Genomic DNA, 15,571 nt, shown 5'->3' on the forward strand with positions numbered 1-15,571 from the left:
ACGTCGTGCCCGCCCGAGCCGGTCCCGGGGGGCTCCAACCAGTTGATCGCCACGAACGGCGGTTCGTTACTCCACGCAGGTGACCGAATGCAGATCGTCAGACGGCAGCAGGGTGACGGGCCGGGCTGACGATGTCGCTGAGCAGCTTCGTGCACCACTCGAGCAGCGCGACGTCGCGCAAGGGCGCCCCACCGATCCGACCGCCCTCCACGGGCTTCGGCACGGTCACGAGCCTGGACGCCGGCTTGTACTGCGCCTTCGGGTGCAGGCGCCGCAGCCGCAGCTGCGCCGAGTCGGGCAGCTCCACCGGTCCGACGCGGACGCTCGCCCCGGCCACCGCCACCTCGCCGACGCCGAGCGACCGGCAGGTCTGCCGGAACGCCGCGACCGCGAGCAGGTTGCGCACCGGTGTGGGCGGCTCGCCGTAGCGGTCGGTGAGCTCCTCGACGATGGCATCGAGCGCGGCGCCGTCCGGCGCCTCGGCGATCTTGCGGTAGACCTCGAGCCGCAGCCGCTCGCCGGTGACGTAGTCGTGCGGCACGTGCGCGTCGATCGGCAGGTCCACCCGCACCTCGGCCAGCTGCTCGGGCTCATCGCCCTCGCCCGCGCCCGCCTGCTGCCGGAACGCCGCGACGGCCTCCCCGACCAGGCGGATGTAGAGGTCGAACCCGACGCCCGCGATGTGTCCGCTCTGCTCCGCCCCGAGGATGTTGCCGGCGCCGCGGATCTCCAGGTCCTTCATCGCGACGGCCGCGCCGGACCCCAGGTCGGAGTGCTGGGCGATGGTGGCGAGGCGGTCGTGCGCGGTCTCGGTGAGCGGGTGCTCGGGCGGGAACAGGAAGTAGGCGTAGCCGCGCTCCCGGCCCCGGCCGACCCGGCCGCGCAGCTGGTGCAGCTGCGAGAGCCCGAGCGTGTCCGAGCGCTCGACGATCAGCGTGTTGGCGTTGGAGATGTCCAGGCCGTTCTCCACGATCGTGGTGCAGACCAGGACGTCGTACTCCTTGTGCCAGAACCCGGCGACCGTGCGTTCCAGCAGGTCCTCGTTCATCTGGCCGTGCGCGATGCCGATGCGCGCCTCCGGCACGAGGTCGCGGATCGTCCGCGCCGCCCGCTCGATGGTGGAGACGCGGTTGTGCACGTAGAACACCTGGCCGTCGCGCAGCAGCTCCCGGCGGATCGCGGCGGCCACCTGCTTGGTGTCGTACCCGCCGACGTAGGTGAGCGTGGGGTGGCGGTCCTCGGGCGGCGTGGCGATCGTGGACATCTCGCGGATGCCCGCCAGGCTCATCTCCAGCGTGCGCGGGATCGGCGTTGCCGACAGCGTGAGCACGTCGACGTGGGTGCGCAGCGCGGTGATGTGCTCCTTGTGCTCCACGCCGAAGCGCTGCTCCTCGTCGACGATCACGAGGCCGAGGTCCTTCCACCGGATCCCGGTCTGCAGGAGGCGGTGGGTGCCGACGACGACGTCGACCTCGCCCTCGGCGAGCCCCTCGATCGTCTGCTTCGCCTCCATCGCGTCGGTGAACCGCGAGAGCCCCTTGACGGTGACCGGGAAGGCGCGCATCCGGTCGGCGAAGGTCTGCAGGTGCTGGGTGGCCAGCAGCGTGGTGGGCACGAGCACGGCGACCTGCTTGCCGTCCTGCACCGCCTTGAACGCCGCGCGCACCGCGATCTCGGTCTTGCCGAACCCGACGTCGCCGGAGATCACCCGGTCCATCGGGACCGGCCGCTCCATGTCGCGCTTGACCTCCTCGATGGCGGCGAGCTGGTCGGGGGTCTCGGTGAACGGGAAGGCGTCCTCCAGCTCGCGCTGCCACGGCGTGTCGACGGCGAAGGCGTGGCCGGGCGAGGACTGGCGCGCCGCGTAGAGCTGCACCAGCTGCGCGGCGATCTGGCGGACGGCCTTGCGGGCGCGGCCCTTGGTCTTGGCCCAGTCGGCGCCGCCGAGCTTGTTGAGGCTCGGCACCTCGCCGCCGACGTAGCGGCTGATCTCGTCGAGCGCGTCGGTGGGCACGAACAGCCGGTCGGCGGGCTGCCCGCGCTTGGAGCTCGCGTACTCCAGCACGAGGTACTCGCGGGTGGCGCCCTGCACGGTGCGCTCGCGCATCTCGACGAACCGGCCGATGCCGTGCTGGGAGTGCACGACGTAGTCGCCGGGGGTGAGGGTGACCAGGTCGACCGCGTTGCGCCGCTTCGACGCCAGCTTGCGCGGCTCGGTACCGGTGGCGCGGTTGCCGGTGAGGTCGGCCTCGGTGAGCAGCACCAGCCCGGACGCGGTGAAGCCCTCGGTGAGCCGGCCGCACGTGACCGTGACCAGTCCCGCCTGCGGGGCCTCCACGAGCTCGTCGACGAGGGTGGCCGGCACGTCGGCCTCGCGCAGCTGCTCCAGCGAGCGCTGCGCCGTGCCGTGCCCGGCCACGACGAGGACGGCGGCGCCGCCGGTGGCGACGTGGGCGCGCAGGTCGACCAGGGCGCGGTCGGTGTCGCCGCGGTAGCTCTCGACCTCGTGGACGGCGGGCGCGAGCACGTCCTCGCGCCCCGAGAGCAGCGGGCTGAGCGTGACGACCGGGCGCCCGGTGTCCGAGGCGTGCTCCAGCACCTCGCCGAGGTCGCGGTAGGCCGACGACCCGACGTCGATCGGCGAGTCGCCCCCGACGCCTGCCGCGAACCAGGACGCCTCGAGGAACTCCTGCCCGGTGCGGACCAGGTCGGCGCTGCGGGTGCGGATGCGCTCGGGGTCGGCGAGCAGCACCAGCGACCCGGCGGGCAGCAGGTCGGTGAGCAGCTCGAGCTCACCGCCGACCAGGGCGGGCACGAGCGACTCCATGCCCTCGGTGGGGATGCCCTCGGCGAGGTGCTCCAGCAGCTCGCGCAGCTGCGGGTTGTTCTCGTGGGTGCGGGCCAGCGCGGCCGCCCGCTCCCGCACCGGCTCGGTGAGCAGCAGCTCCCGGCAGCCGGGGGCCAGCAGCTCGTCGACGGGTGCGACGGAACGCTGGTCGGCCACGGAGAACGAGCGCAGCTCGCTCACCTCGTCGCCCCAGAACTCCACGCGCACGGGGTGCTCGGCGGTGGGCGGGAAGACGTCGACGATCCCGCCGCGGACGGCGAACTCGCCGCGACCGGTCACCATCTCGACCCGGTGGTAGGCCAGCTCCACGAGCCGCACGAGCATCTCGTCGAAGTCGGCGATGTCCCCGACGCGCAGCCGGACCGGGTCGAGCGTGCCCAGCCCGGGCGCGATCGGCTGGATCAGGCTGCGGGCCGCGGTGACCACCACGCGCGGGGCCGTGGCGGGCGTCGCGAGGCGCCGGAAGATGTCCAGGCGGCGCCCGACGGTGTCCGGGCGCGGGGAGAGCCGCTCGTGCGGCAGCGTCTCCCACGAGGGCAGCACGGCCACCGCGTCCGGCTCGAGCAGGTCGGCGGCCGCGGCCCCGGCGTCCTCGGCCTCGCGGTCGGTGGCGGTGACGAGCAGGACGGTGCGCCCGGCGCCGCCCTCGCCCGCGGGGGTGCCGAACGCCGCGGCCAGGAACGGGCGCAGCGCCGACGGCCCCTCGACGGCCAGGGCGGGCACCTCGCCGGCACGGACGTCGCGGGCGGCGTCCAGCACGGCACGCAGATCGGGGTCGGAGGACGGGAAGGAGAGCAGACCGGAGAGCTTGGCCACGGTGTTCAGGACCCCTCGCAAGGCGGAGACGCGCACGCAGAGCAGACCCCTGCCCGGGATGTTCCCCCGGTCGGGGCCTCACCGCCAACCCTACGCCCGCGTCCGATCGGGGTCGGAGCGGACGCGGTGGCAGGAGCCTCGTGCCCGCCCGTCGCCGCTGGCAGCATCGACGACCATGAGCCAGGAGCCGAAGCTGCCGGACGTCGACCGCGACACGCCCAACGCCGCCCGCATGTACGACTACCTCCTGGGCGGCTCGCACAACTTCGCCGCCGACCGCGCCGCGACCGAGCGGATCAAGGCCGACATGCCCTGGTTCCCGGAGGCGGCGCGCGCCAACCGGTACTTCCTGAACCGCGCCGTGCGGTTCTGCGTGGGCGAGGGCATCGACCAGTTCCTCGACCTCGGATCGGGCATCCCGACCGCGGGCAACGTCCACGAGGCGGCCCGCAGGCTCGACCCCGGCGCCCGCGTGGCCTACGTGGACAACGAACCGGTCACCGTGGCCTCGGCCACCGCCCTGCTCGACGGCGACCCGCACGCCACGATCACCGCGGCGGACCTCCGCGACCCCGACGCCGTCTTCGCCGCGCCCGGCGTCCGCGACCTGCTGGACCTCTCGCGCCCGGTCGCGCTGCTGACCGTCGCCGTCCTGATGTTCGTCCCCGACGAGGACGATCCGGCCGGCATCCTGCGGCGCTACCGCAGCCGTCTCGCGCCCGGCAGCATCCACGTCCTCACCCACGGCACGGCCGACCACGACGCCGAGCAGGTCCGCTCGCTCACGAACGTCTACCGCACCACCGCCAACCCCGCGGTCGCCCGGACGAAGGCCCAGGTCGCCGAGCTGTTCGGGGACACGGAGCTCGTGGAGCCCGGCCTCGTCGACGCGACCGACTGGCGTCCGGACGACCACGGCAGCAGCGCCCAGCACCGCGGGTACTGGGCGGGCGCCGGCCGTATCGCATGACGGCGCCCGGTGCCAGGATCCAGCACGTGACCGACCTGTCGAAGCTGCCGGCCGTCGACCCGGACGTGCCCAACGCCGCGCGCATGTACGACTACTACCTGGGCGGCTCGCACAACTTCGCCGCCGACCGGGCAGCCGCCGAGCGCGTCAAGGCCGCGTTCCCGTTCGCGGTGGAGGGTGCCCGGGCCAACCGGTTCTTCCTGCAACGGGCCGTGCGGTTCTGCGCCGAGCAGGGCATCGACCAGTTCCTCGACCTCGGCTCCGGCATCCCCACCGTGGGCAACGTCCACGAGGCGGCCCGTGCGATCGACCCCCGGGCCCGGGTGGCCTACGTCGACAACGAGCCCGTCACCGTCGCCTCGGCGAGCGCCCTGCTCGGGGACGACCCGCTCGCGACGATCAGCATGGCCGACATCCGTGACCCGGCCGCCGTTCTCGACGCCCCGGGAGTCCGCGACCTGCTCGACCTGAGCCGCCCGGTCGCACTGCTCACCGTGGCCGTCCTGCACTTCATCGGCGACGAGGACGGCCCGGCCGAGATGCTCCGCAGCTACCGCGGCCACCTCGTCCCGGGCAGCGTCCACGTCCTGACGCACGCCCGCGCCGACGAGGACCCGGACGAGGCGACGGCCGTCTCGAACGCGTACCGGAGCACCGCCAACCCGCTCACGATCCGCAGCCGCGACGAGGTGCTCGCGCTGTTCGGGGACACCGAGCTCGTCGAGCCGGGGGTGGTCGACGCGACCGAGTGGCGGCCCGTGGACTCGATCGGCGGGCAGCATCGCGGCATGTGGGCCGGCATCGGCCGCATCCGCTGACCCCGGGTCGTCCGGTGGTACGTCCGAGGCGTACGTCGGCGGCGCCGCCCCCGCGCGGCGCGGCCCGAGCGGCTCGGGTCCCGGTGGACGCGCACAGCGAGTAGCGGCACGATCCGCCAGGTGAGCGACGCGTCGGAGCTGTCCCCGTTCGACCCCGACGTGCCGAACCCGGCCCGGATGTACGACTGCTTCCTCGGCGGCTCGCACAACTTCGCCGCCGACCGGGCCGCGGCCGGGCGGGTCGAGGAGAACGTGCCGTGGGTGGTGGCCGCGGTGCGGGCCAACCGGTTCTTCCTGGGGCGCGCGGTGCGGTTCTGCCTCGCCGAGGGCGTGGACCAGTTCCTCGACCTCGGCTCGGGCATCCCCACGGTCGGGCACGTGCACGAGGTCGCGCAGAGGGTCTCCCCGCGGGCCCGGGTGGCCTACGTCGACGTCGAACCGGTCACCGTCGCGTCCGCGGCCGCCCTGCTCGACGGCGACGCGCGCACCACGATCACCGCCGCGGACATGCGCGACCCGGACGCCGTCTTCGACGCTCCCGGCGTCCGCGACCTGCTCGACCTGTCCCGCCCGGTCGCGCTCCTCACCGTGTCCGTGCTGCACTACCTGTCCGACGAGGACGACCCCGTCGCGCTCGTCGAGCGCTACCGGCGGCGGCTCGTCCCCGGCAGCCTGCACGTCCTGTCGCACGTCACGGGCGACCACGACCCGGACCCGATGGCCGCGGCGGAGCGGGTCTACCGCGGCACCGCCACACCGCTCACGTTCCGGCCCCGCAGGCGGATCGAGGAGATGCTCGCCGGCACCGAGCTGGTCGAGCCCGGCCTGGTCGACGCGTCGCAGTGGCGACCGCAGGACCCGGCGGACGCCCAGCACCGCGGGTTCTGGGCCGGGGTGGGCCGGATCGGGCAGTATCGGCGGGTGTGACGGACCTGTCCCGGCTCCCCGACGTCGACATCACCGTGCCGAACGCCGCGCGCATGTACGACTACCACCTCGGCGGCTCCCACAACTTCGCCGCCGACCGCGCCGCCGCCGACCGCACCCGCGAGGTCATGCCCTGGATCGTGGAGGCGGTGCGGGCGAACCGGCGCTTCCTGGGGCGCGCCGTGCGGTTTTGCCGCGCGGCGGGCATCGACCAGTTCCTCGACCTCGGCTCGGGCATCCCGACCGTGGGCAACGTGCACGAGATCGCCCGTTCCGGCGGGGGCGCGGCCCGGGTGGCGTACGTCGACAACGAGGCCGTGACGGTCGCGTCCGCGGCGGCCCTGCTCGAGGACGACCCGCTCACGACGATCACCAGCGCCGACATGCGCGACCCCGATGCGGTCTTCGACGCCCCCGGCGTCCGGGACCTGCTCGACCTGTCCCGTCCGGTCGCGCTGCTCACCGTCGCCGTGCTGCACTTCGTCTCCGACGACGACGACCCGGTCGCCCTCTGCGCCGCCTACCGCGCGCGGCTGGCGCCGGGCAGCATGCACGTGCTCTCGCACGTCACGGCCGACCACGACCCGGACACGGCCGCCGCGGCGGCGAGCACGTACCAGCGCACGGCCCACCCGATCTGGCCGCGCTCGCGCGCCCGCATCGCCACGATGTTCGGCGACGCGCAGCTCGTGGAGCCCGGTCTCGTCGACGCGAGCGGCTGGCGCCCGGACGGCGACGTGGCCGACGAGCACGTCGGCTTCACCGCGGGCGTGGCCCGGCTCCCCTGAGACCGGGCCGCTACCGCCCGCCGCGGATCGCGTCGTACACGGCCGCGGTGACCAGCCCGTAAGCCAGGTGCGGCACGAGGTCCGACAGCCAGGAGCTGCCCGACCAGTGGCGCGGGTCGGTCACGCCCATCGCGGCCATGGGCCCGGTGGTCCCGACGTTCACCGCGATCCCGACGCCCGCGCCGAGCACCGGGAGGGGCACTCGCGCGAGCCGGTTGCGCACCAGCCCGTACACCGCCCCCGTGCCCACGCCGGCGACGATCCCGAGCAGCGCGCCGATCCCGGAACGGCGGTTGCCCGCCTCCTCGCTGTCCGGCCCCCGGGCCGCGAGGTCCACGCCGGCCAGCTCCTCCGCCCGGCGCACCGTGGTCTCGGGCGTCGTGCTCGCCGGCCGGGCGCGTACGACCATGTCGAGGTAGGTCACGAGGTTCAGCGCCGTGGTGCCGGCCGCTCCCGCGGCGAGCCCGGCCAGGAGTGCTCCCATGGGTCCGGGCTTCCCCACGGAGACGGCCTTAGTCACCACGCCCGGTGCGAGGTGGCAGCTCCGGGCGGCGGCGGGAGGGGCGGGTGGCGGGGTCCGGCGGTGCGGCGGCGGGCCGCGCCGCCAGCTCGGCGAGCGCGATGTCGACCGCGCGCTCCAGCTGCGGGTCGCGCCCGGCCACCCAGTCCTGCGGGCGCACCACGACCTCGACGTCCGGGTCGACGCCGTGGTTCTCCACCGACCACCCCGTGTCGTCGAACCAGTGCCCGTAGCGCGGCTGCGTGACGCCGGTGCCGTCGACGAGGCGGTAGCGGCTGTCGATGCCGATCACCCCGCCCCAGGTGCGCACGCCGACGACCGGGCCGATGCCGAGGCGCTTGATCGCGGCCGTGACGATGTCGCCGTCGGAGCCTGCCAGCTCGTCGGCGATCGCGACGACCGGGCCGCGCGGCGCGTCCTCGGGGTAGGTGCTCGCCTGGCGGTGCCGCGGCGCGGACCAGCCGATCACCTTGCGCGCCAGCTTCTCCACCACCAGCTCCGAGGTGTGCCCGCCGCTGTTGCCGCGGACGTCGAGGACCAGGCCCTCGCGGGAGGTCTCGCGGGAGAGGTCGCGGTGCAGCTGCGCCCATCCCGGCGCCATCATGTCCGGGACGTGCAGGTAGCCGAGCCTGCCCTCGGAGCGGTCGGCCACGAACGCGCGCCGCCCGGCCACCCAGTCCTGGTAGCGCAGCGCGGCCTCGGACGCGAGCGGCCGGACGACGACGCGGCGCACCTGCCCGGCGTCGGCGCGCTCCGGACCGGAGCGCACGGTGAGCTCGACCAGCTCGTCGGCCCCGGAGAGCAGCAGCGGCGCAGGCCCGTACCGCGGGTCGACAGGCCGGCCGCCGACCTCGAGGAGCACGTCGCCCGCGCGGACGTCCACCCCGGGTCCGGTGAGCGGGCTGCGCGCGGCCGGTGCCGACGTCTCCGGCGGCAGCACCCGCGCGACCCGCCAGCCCTCACCGTCGGGCGCGGGCTCCAGGTCGGCACCGAGCAGCCCCGGCCGTCCGCCCGGGTCGCCCCCGGCACCCGCCCGGACGTAGGCGTGGGAGGTGCCCAGCTCCCCCTGCAGCTCCCACAGCAGGTCGACGAGGTCGTCGTGGCTGCCGACGGCGTCGACGAGCGGCCGGTAGCGCTCCAGCTCGGCGGTCCAGTCCACGCCCGCCATGTCGGCCACCCAGAAGTGGTCGCGCATGAGCCGGCCCGCCTCGTCGAACATCTGCCGCCACTCGGCGGCGGGGTCGACCGTGACGACGATGCGCCGCGTGTCGACCTCGAACTCGTCGCCCTCACCGCCACTGGGCGCGTCCGAGCCGGAGCGGTCGCTGCGCAGCACGCGCAGGGCCCGCCCCTCGCGCACGACCAGCCGGGTGCCGTCGCCGCTGACGTCGAACGCGCTCACCGGGTCGGCGATGACGTCGAGCTTGCGCCGCACCAGGTCGAAGCGCTCCAGCACGGGCCGCTCGGCCCGCTCGTCGGTGCCGGCGATCGTGTCCCCGAGCACCCCGGACACGGGGAGGCGGTACCAGAGCAGGCAGTCCTTGGCCGCCCGCATGCCGCTGTAGCGGGCCGCCGGGACCGGCACCGGCACGACCCGCGCCGCGAGCCCGTCGACGTCGACGACCACCGCGGGCGGGGCGGCCGCGTCCGCCGCCGGCTCGTCCGGGGCGGGGGCGTCCGACGAGGGGTCGGCGGCGGCCGGGGCGCGCAGGTCGGCGGGCCCCTCCTCGCCCGGCGAGACCGGGCGCCCGTCCGGGCTCGCCCCGAACGGCGAGGGCGTGCGAGCCGCCAACGGCACCAGGAACGGGCGCCACGAGGCCGGGAACGTCAGGTCGAAGGAGTGCTCGTCGTAGATCGGGTCGAAGCTGCGCCGCGACAGGAACGCCAGGTACTTGCCGTCGGCGGTGAACGTGGGATCGGTGTCGGCGAAGCGCGGCTCGGTGACCGCCACCAGCGTGTCGTCGGCCAGCCACGCCATCATGATCCGCGACAGGCCGGCCTCGACCGGGTCGCTGTAGGCCAGCCACGCGCTGTCGGGTGACCAGCACAGGTCGGCGACCTCCCGGTCGGCGCCGCGCGCGAGCTGCCGCAGCGCGCCGGAGGCGGTGTCGAGCACCAGGAGCCTGCCGTCGTGCGCGGCGATCGCCACGGCCGACCCGTCGGGCGCGGGCGCGAGTTCCAGCACGCGCCCGACCTGACCCGCGCCCAGGCGGCGCAGCGGCGGCGCACCGTCGCCGCGGTCGTCCAGCGGGGCGATGCAGACCGCGTCCTCCCCCTCCGCGTCGTCGACCCACACGGCCCTGTCCTCGCCCAGCGGCCGGGCGAGCCGGGCGCGCACCCCGGGCTCGGCGAGCAGGGCGCGGGCCGGTCCGTCGCGGTGGGTGAGCCGGTGCACCGTGCCGCGGACCAGCGCGATGCTCGTGCGGCCGGTGCGGTCCGGAGCCGCCCATGTCAGCTCGCGGTCGGTGGCCACCCGGAACGGCTCCCGGCGGCTGCGCGGGCCCCCGAGGCGGACGTCGAGCCGCCGCGGGGACGCGTCCAGCGAGTCGAGGATCCACAGCTCGCCCGCCGACTCGTAGACCACCCGCTGCCCGTCGGTGCTCGCGTGCCGCACGTAGAACGCGGGGGCGTCCGGGCCACCGTGGTCGGTGTGGCGGCGCAACCCGGTGCCGTCGGGGCCGAGGGAGTAGAGGTTCCCCCAGCCCTCGTGGTCGGACAGGAACGCGATGCGCATCCCCGCGCCCGAGCCGACGAGCATCGGCGAGGAGAGCTGGCCCTCGAGGTCGGCCGCGAGCCGCTCGAACTCCCCCGACCCGGTGCGGTCCCACCACAGCCGCCCCGCCGTGCCGCCCCGGTAGCGCTTCCACCACGCGGGCTCGCGGACCATCACGGTGCCGACGACGACGGTGGGCCCGTCGGCGTGCAGCGCCACGTCGGACACCGGCCCGAGGTCGAGCCGGCGCGGGGTGCCGCCCTCGGCGGGGATCGCGTAGGCCCAGCCCCGCCGCGCCGACGCCTGCCCCGCCGCGCTCACCGCGAGCACCTCGCCGTCCGGCGTCCAGCCCAGCGACTGCGCCCGCGGGTCACCCCAGTACGTCAGCCGCCGCACGCCCCCGCCCTCGACGTCGCTCACGTAGACCTCCGGGGCGCCGTCGCGCCACGAGGTCCACGCGACGCGCGTGCCGTCCGGCGACAGGCGCGGCTGGGCGACCGGAACGGCGTCGGCGGTGAGCCGGTAGGCACGGCCGCCGGCCAGCGGTGCCGTCCACACGTCGTCCTCGGCGGTGAGGACGAGCGTGTCGCCGTGCAGGTGCGGGAAGCGAAGGTAGTACCTCGATCGCATGAACGCGACGGTATCGAGTGACCACGACGAGCGACGGAGTACGGCGAACTCACCCGGACGGCGCCAGGATGAGCGGTATGCGTCGTGGATGGGTTTCCGGTCCGGTCCGGCGAGCCGTCGTGGCGGCAGGGGTGTCCACCGTGCTCGGCATCACCGGGTGCACCAGCCCGGACGCCGCCTCCGTCGAGGGCGGGGGCGGGGGCGCGGGCACCGCACCGGCCGCGACGGGCACCACGGGGAGCCCGGCCCCCAGCCGCACCGGCACCCCGGACCTGCAGGTCGAGGTCGTGGCCGCCGGCCTCGCCCACGTCTGGGACATCGGCGTCCTGCCCGATGGCCGCGCGCTCGTCACCGAGCGGGGCGGGCGGATCGTGCTGCTCTCCGGCACCACCCCCGGCGCCACGGTCACCCCGGTCGCCGCCGACCTCTCCGACGTCCACGTCCGCGGCGAGGGCGGGCTGATGGGCATGGTCGTGCACCCCGACTTCGCGCAGTCGCGCCGCTTCACCACCTGCCAGACCCACATGCAGGAGGGGGATCCCACCGACGTCCGGCTCGTGACGTGGGAGTTGTCGGCGGACGGGGCCGCGGCGACCCGGGTGGCGGACCCGCTCGTCGGCGGGCTCCCGATCAACCCGTCCGGCCGGCACTCCGGCTGCCGCCCGACCGTCGCGGACGACGGCAGCCTGCTCGTCGGCACCGGCGACACCGCCCGCGGCGCGCTCTCACAGGACCTGGCCTCGCTGGGCGGCAAGGTGCTGCGCCTGGACCTCGCCACCGGCGAGCCCGCCGAGGGCAACCCGTTCGCCGACGCCGAGAACCCGGCGCAGCAGCTCGTGTACACCTACGGGCACCGCAACGTCCAGGGCGTCGCCGTGCAGCCGGGCACCGGGGAGGTCTACACGGCCGAGCACGGCCCCACCACCGACGACGAGGTCAACCGCCTGCGCGCGGGCGGCAACTACGGGTGGGACCCGTCGCAGGGCGGCACCGTCGGCGGCTACGACGAGTCCGTGCCGATGACCGACCTCGATCGGTTCCCGGACGCGGTCCCGGCCGCGTGGAGCTCGGGCAGCCCGGTGGAGGCGATCTCCGGTGCCGCGTTCCTGTCCGGCCCGCAGTGGGGCGAGCTGGACGGGGACCTGGCGGTCGGGGCCCTGCGCGGGGAGAAGCTGCTGCTCATGGGCCTCGGCCCGGACGGCGCGGTCGCGGAGGTCAGCGTGCCCGCTCCCCTGGACGGCGCGTACGGCCGCCTGCGCGCAGTGCGCCTGACGACGGACGGAGCACTCCTGGTGTCGACGTCGAACGGATCGGACGACCAGGTCCTGCGCATCACCCCCGTCTGAGCACCTTGGAGCCCTACTGCTGTTTTCTCGGCCTCTGAACAGCAGTACGGCTCCAAGGTGGGGTCAGCGCGTGCCGTAGCGGAGAGCTGCCCGCTCCCTCGCCTTGGCCGCCTCCACCTCGCGGTCCTTCGGTGGGGCCGTCGTCACCAGCTCGTCGAGCAGCCGCTGCGTGGCCTCCGCGACCGCCTCGACGGCCCGGGCGAACGCCTCGGCATTGGCCTGCGACGGCTGCGCGGAACCACTGATCTTCCGCACGTACTGCAGGGCTGCAGCCTGCACTTCGTCCGATCGGGCAGGCGGCTCGAAGTTGTGCAAGGTCCGAATGTTGCGGCACACGCCCCCCATCGTGCACCCACGACCCGCACCTTGGAGCCGTACTGCTGTTCTCGGCGCCGAAAAACAGCAGGACGGCTCCAAGGTGCGGGATGTTGATCCTTTTGTGGATGGGGTGTGGATGGAAATCCTGCCGGGTCTGGTCCTTGCCGGACCGTCACCGTCATGAATCTTCCTCCCCTCCCCCTCGTCTTCCGGGGATCCCAAGCCGTGGCCAGCGGGATGCTCACGCGCGGGCAGCTGCGCAGCACCGCACTGCAACGCCTCACCCGGGACGTGTACGCGGCTCCCGGTGCCAAGCTGACCCACGGCCTCCGCTGCCGGGCCCTCGCCCTGGCCCTTCCGGAAGGAGCGGTGATCACAGGCCGCTCCGCGGCAACAGTGCGTGGGGTTGCGCTCGCGTGGCCGGAGGACGACGTGCAGGTCCTCGCGCCGTTGGAGATGCGGATCGGGTACCGGAACGGGATCTCCGTGCGGCGGACGGAGATCGAGCCCGACGACTGGGAACCGTGGGCAGGCGGACGCCTCGCCTCCCCGCTGCGGACGGCGCTCGACCTGCTGCTCTGCCGACCGCTCCCGGACGCGGTGGCCGACCTGGACGCGATGCTGCGCGCGGGGAAGGTCGAGCGCGCAGCCGTGGAGCGCATGGTCGCGACCCGGTCGGACAACGGGATCGTCCTCGCGCGGCAGGCCGTCACGCTGACGGACCCGAGCGCCGAGTCGTTGCCGGAGTCGCGGATGCGGGTGCACCTCGTCCTGGCCGGCCTCGACCCGGTACCCCAGTACTGGATCGAGGACGGCGGCGGGCGCATCGCCCGGGTCGATCTGGCGTTCCCCGAGCACAAGGTGGCCGTCGAGTACGACGGCGACTGGCGCGACGGGGAGTCGTGGGCACTGAACCGCGACCGCGACCGGCTCAACCGCGTCCACGCGCTGGACTGGACGGTGGTCTTCGTTACAGCGCCGCTCCTACGAGACGACCGGAAGATGGTGCGAACGGTCCGCGCCACCCTCCCCACCTGAGCACCTTGGAGCCCTACTGCTGTTCTCGAGCCGAGATACAGCAGTAAGGCTCCAAGGTGCGCTAGGGGTGTCAGGAGATGACGCGCATGCCCTCGTCCAGCTCGCCTGCCTGCTGGCGGGCGTTCAGGACTGCCAGGCGCGTGAACTTCTTGTCGAACGCCTCCTGGGTGAGGCCGCGCTCCTGGTACTCCTTCGCCAGCTGCGCCGCGCCGTCCGGGATGGACCACTGCGCCTCGAAGCCGAGCTCCTTGCGGGCGCGGGCGAAGTCGACGCGGTAGGAGCGCGGGTCGTTGCCGGCCTCACCGGTGATCGACAGCTCCGAGCCGGGCACGGCCTCGACCACGGCCTCCGCGATCTCGGCGACCGTGCGGTTGTTCTTCTCGGTACCCACGTTGTACGCGCGGGCGCGCACCACGTCGGCGGGCGCGGCGAGCGCGGCCACCACGGCACCGGCGATGTCCTCGGCGTGGGCCAGTGGGCGCCACGGCGTGCCGTCGGAGAGCACCTTGACCACGTTCGACAGGACGGCGTGGCCCACCAGGTTGTTCAGCACGATGTCGGCGCGCAGCCGCGGCGAGAAGCCGAACGCGGTGGCGTTGCGCATCGAGACCGGCACGAAGTCGCTGTCGGCGAGCTCGGCGAGGTCGTCCTCCACGCGCACCTTGGAGATCGCGTAGGGGGTGACCGGCTTGAGCGGGGCGTCCTCGTCGACGAGGTCGTCGCCGGACTGGGCGCCGTACACCGAGCAGGTGGAGGCGTAGACGAACCGACCCACGCCCGCCTCCTTCGACAGCCGGGCCAGGCGCGTGGACGCGTGGTGGTTGATGTCGTAGGTGATCTCGGGAGCGAGCGAGCCCAGCGGGTCGTTCGACAGTGCGGCCATGTGCACGACCGCGTCGAAGCCCTGCAGCTGCGACGTGGTGACGTCGCGCAGGTCGGTGGACAGACCCGGCACGTCGGGTGAGTCCAGCGAGCCGAGCACGCAGTCGGCGAACAGCCCGCTGTCCAGGCCGGTCACCTCGTGACCGGCCGCAGTGAGGATCGGGGCCATCACGGTGCCCAGGTAGCCCTGGTGCCCGGTCAGGAGGATGCGCACGGGTGCTGTTTCCCTTCGGTCGGTCGTCTACTTCTGCGTCGAGCCGCTGAGCGGGCCCGTTACCGGATCCCGTCCATCGGGTCGGTGCCCGGGAGCGGCGCCACGCCGAGCACGAGCTTCGCGATGTGGAACGCCTCGGCGTAGCGGGCGTGGCACTGCACGCCGCGGATGCGGGCCAGCCCGGCGAACGTCTCGTGGTCGAACCAGGCGCGGTCGCGCTGCGAACCGTAGTGCTCGTGCAGCTTGGCGACCTTCTCCCGCAGCACGAGCTCGGAGAGCGGCAGGTAGGCCGTGGGCTGGGCGAGGTCGCCGTCCCACTTGAGGATCTCGTAGCCCAGCGTCAGGTGGTCGCGGAAGACCGTGGGGACGAGCTCGGCGAGCGTCCGGTGGTCCTGGTGGGCGTCGTGCGGAGAGGGAGCGAGGATCAGGTCCGGTTCGCCGTGGCTGCGCAGCTCCTCGACGGCGAGCTTGGCCCGCTCCCACCGCGTGGGCACCCGCCCGTCGGGCAGGTCGAGGACGGTGACGTCGAGCGCCGCGCCGGGGCAGAACGCGCTCAGCGCCGCGCGTTCCTCCTCCTCGCGGAGCGAGCCGCCGCCGGTGAGCACCAGCGCCGTGACGGTGACGCCGGGGTGGGCGCGGCACAGTTCCAGCAGCGCACCACCGGCGCCGATCGCGATGTCGTCGCAGTGGGCGCCGAGCAGCACCATCCGGTCGAGGCGCTCGGGCAGCAGGCTCAGCACGGC

At 74.3% G+C, this 15,571-nt stretch carries 12 protein-coding genes; 6 read left to right on the top strand and 6 right to left on the bottom strand.

Annotated elements, in window-relative coordinates; genetic code table 11:
- Nucleotides 1-97 precede the first annotated feature (97 nt).
- Entirely contained in the window at nt 98-3,700 is a 3,603-nt protein-coding gene (gene mfd, locus FB558_RS30200; RefSeq protein ID WP_246106861.1) for a transcription-repair coupling factor, read from the bottom strand.
- A 139-nt stretch (nt 3,701-3,839) separates the two neighbouring features.
- Here mfd and FB558_RS30205 point away from each other — a divergent pair, with 139 nt between their 5' ends.
- The 4 genes from FB558_RS30205 (at nt 3,840) to FB558_RS30220 (ending at nt 7,167) form a co-directional block, all read left to right on the top strand.
- Entirely contained in the window at nt 3,840-4,634 is a 795-nt protein-coding gene (locus FB558_RS30205) for an SAM-dependent methyltransferase (protein ID WP_142059442.1), read from the top strand.
- A gap of 26 nt (nt 4,635-4,660) precedes the next feature.
- A complete protein-coding gene (locus FB558_RS30210; RefSeq protein WP_211366969.1) occupies nt 4,661-5,452 on the top strand; it encodes an SAM-dependent methyltransferase in 792 nt (263 codons plus the stop codon).
- A gap of 120 nt (nt 5,453-5,572) precedes the next feature.
- Nucleotides 5,573-6,379 carry an SAM-dependent methyltransferase gene (locus tag FB558_RS30215; RefSeq protein ID WP_211366970.1) on the top strand — a complete coding sequence of 269 codons (807 nt, stop codon included), beginning with the start codon at nt 5,573-5,575 and terminating at the stop codon, nt 6,377-6,379.
- A complete protein-coding gene (locus FB558_RS30220; RefSeq protein ID WP_246106862.1) occupies nt 6,376-7,167 on the top strand; it encodes an SAM-dependent methyltransferase in 792 nt (263 codons plus the stop codon). The genes FB558_RS30215 and FB558_RS30220 overlap by 4 nt, the downstream gene beginning before the upstream one ends.
- 10 nt (nt 7,168-7,177) lie before the next feature.
- Here the strand turns inward: FB558_RS30220 and FB558_RS30225 are convergent, their stop codons facing one another.
- Entirely contained in the window at nt 7,178-7,651 is a 474-nt protein-coding gene (locus FB558_RS30225) for a hypothetical protein (protein ID WP_142059446.1), read from the bottom strand.
- 28 nt (nt 7,652-7,679) lie between these two features.
- Nucleotides 7,680-11,030: a S41 family peptidase gene (locus FB558_RS30230; RefSeq protein WP_142059448.1), complete on the bottom strand. Its 3,351-nt coding sequence runs from the start codon at nt 11,028-11,030 to the stop codon at nt 7,680-7,682.
- A 77-nt stretch (nt 11,031-11,107) separates the two neighbouring features.
- Here FB558_RS30230 and FB558_RS30235 point away from each other — a divergent pair, with 77 nt between their 5' ends.
- Complete coding sequence (locus FB558_RS30235) at nt 11,108-12,376, top strand: PQQ-dependent sugar dehydrogenase (protein ID WP_142059450.1); 1,269 nt, start codon at nt 11,108-11,110, stop codon at nt 12,374-12,376.
- A 63-nt stretch (nt 12,377-12,439) separates the two neighbouring features.
- Here FB558_RS30235 and FB558_RS30240 read toward each other — a convergent pair whose 3' ends face one another.
- Nucleotides 12,440-12,712: a DUF2277 domain-containing protein gene (locus tag FB558_RS30240; RefSeq protein WP_142059452.1), complete on the bottom strand. Its 273-nt coding sequence runs from the start codon at nt 12,710-12,712 to the stop codon at nt 12,440-12,442.
- Nucleotides 12,713-12,874: 162 nt separating this feature from the next.
- On the opposite strand from FB558_RS30240, the gene FB558_RS30245 reads away from it, so the two are divergent.
- Nucleotides 12,875-13,732, top strand: a complete 858-nt coding sequence (locus FB558_RS30245) for a hypothetical protein (RefSeq protein ID WP_142059454.1) — start codon at nt 12,875-12,877, stop codon at nt 13,730-13,732.
- 70 nt (nt 13,733-13,802) lie between these two features.
- Here FB558_RS30245 and FB558_RS30250 read toward each other — a convergent pair whose 3' ends face one another.
- Both FB558_RS30250 and FB558_RS30255 read right to left on the bottom strand, forming a co-directional pair.
- Nucleotides 13,803-14,828 carry an NAD-dependent epimerase/dehydratase family protein gene (locus FB558_RS30250; RefSeq protein WP_142059456.1) on the bottom strand — a complete coding sequence of 342 codons (1,026 nt, stop codon included), beginning with the start codon at nt 14,826-14,828 and terminating at the stop codon, nt 13,803-13,805.
- Nucleotides 14,829-14,887: 59 nt separating this feature from the next.
- On the bottom strand, nt 14,888-15,568 hold the full coding sequence (locus tag FB558_RS30255; protein ID WP_211366971.1) for a PIG-L deacetylase family protein: 681 nt from the start codon (nt 15,566-15,568) through the stop codon (nt 14,888-14,890).
- Nucleotides 15,569-15,571: the final 3 nt, after the last annotated feature.

This window comes from Pseudonocardia kunmingensis, assembly GCF_006716445.1.
Lineage (GTDB): Bacteria > Actinomycetota > Actinomycetes > Mycobacteriales > Pseudonocardiaceae > Pseudonocardia > Pseudonocardia kunmingensis.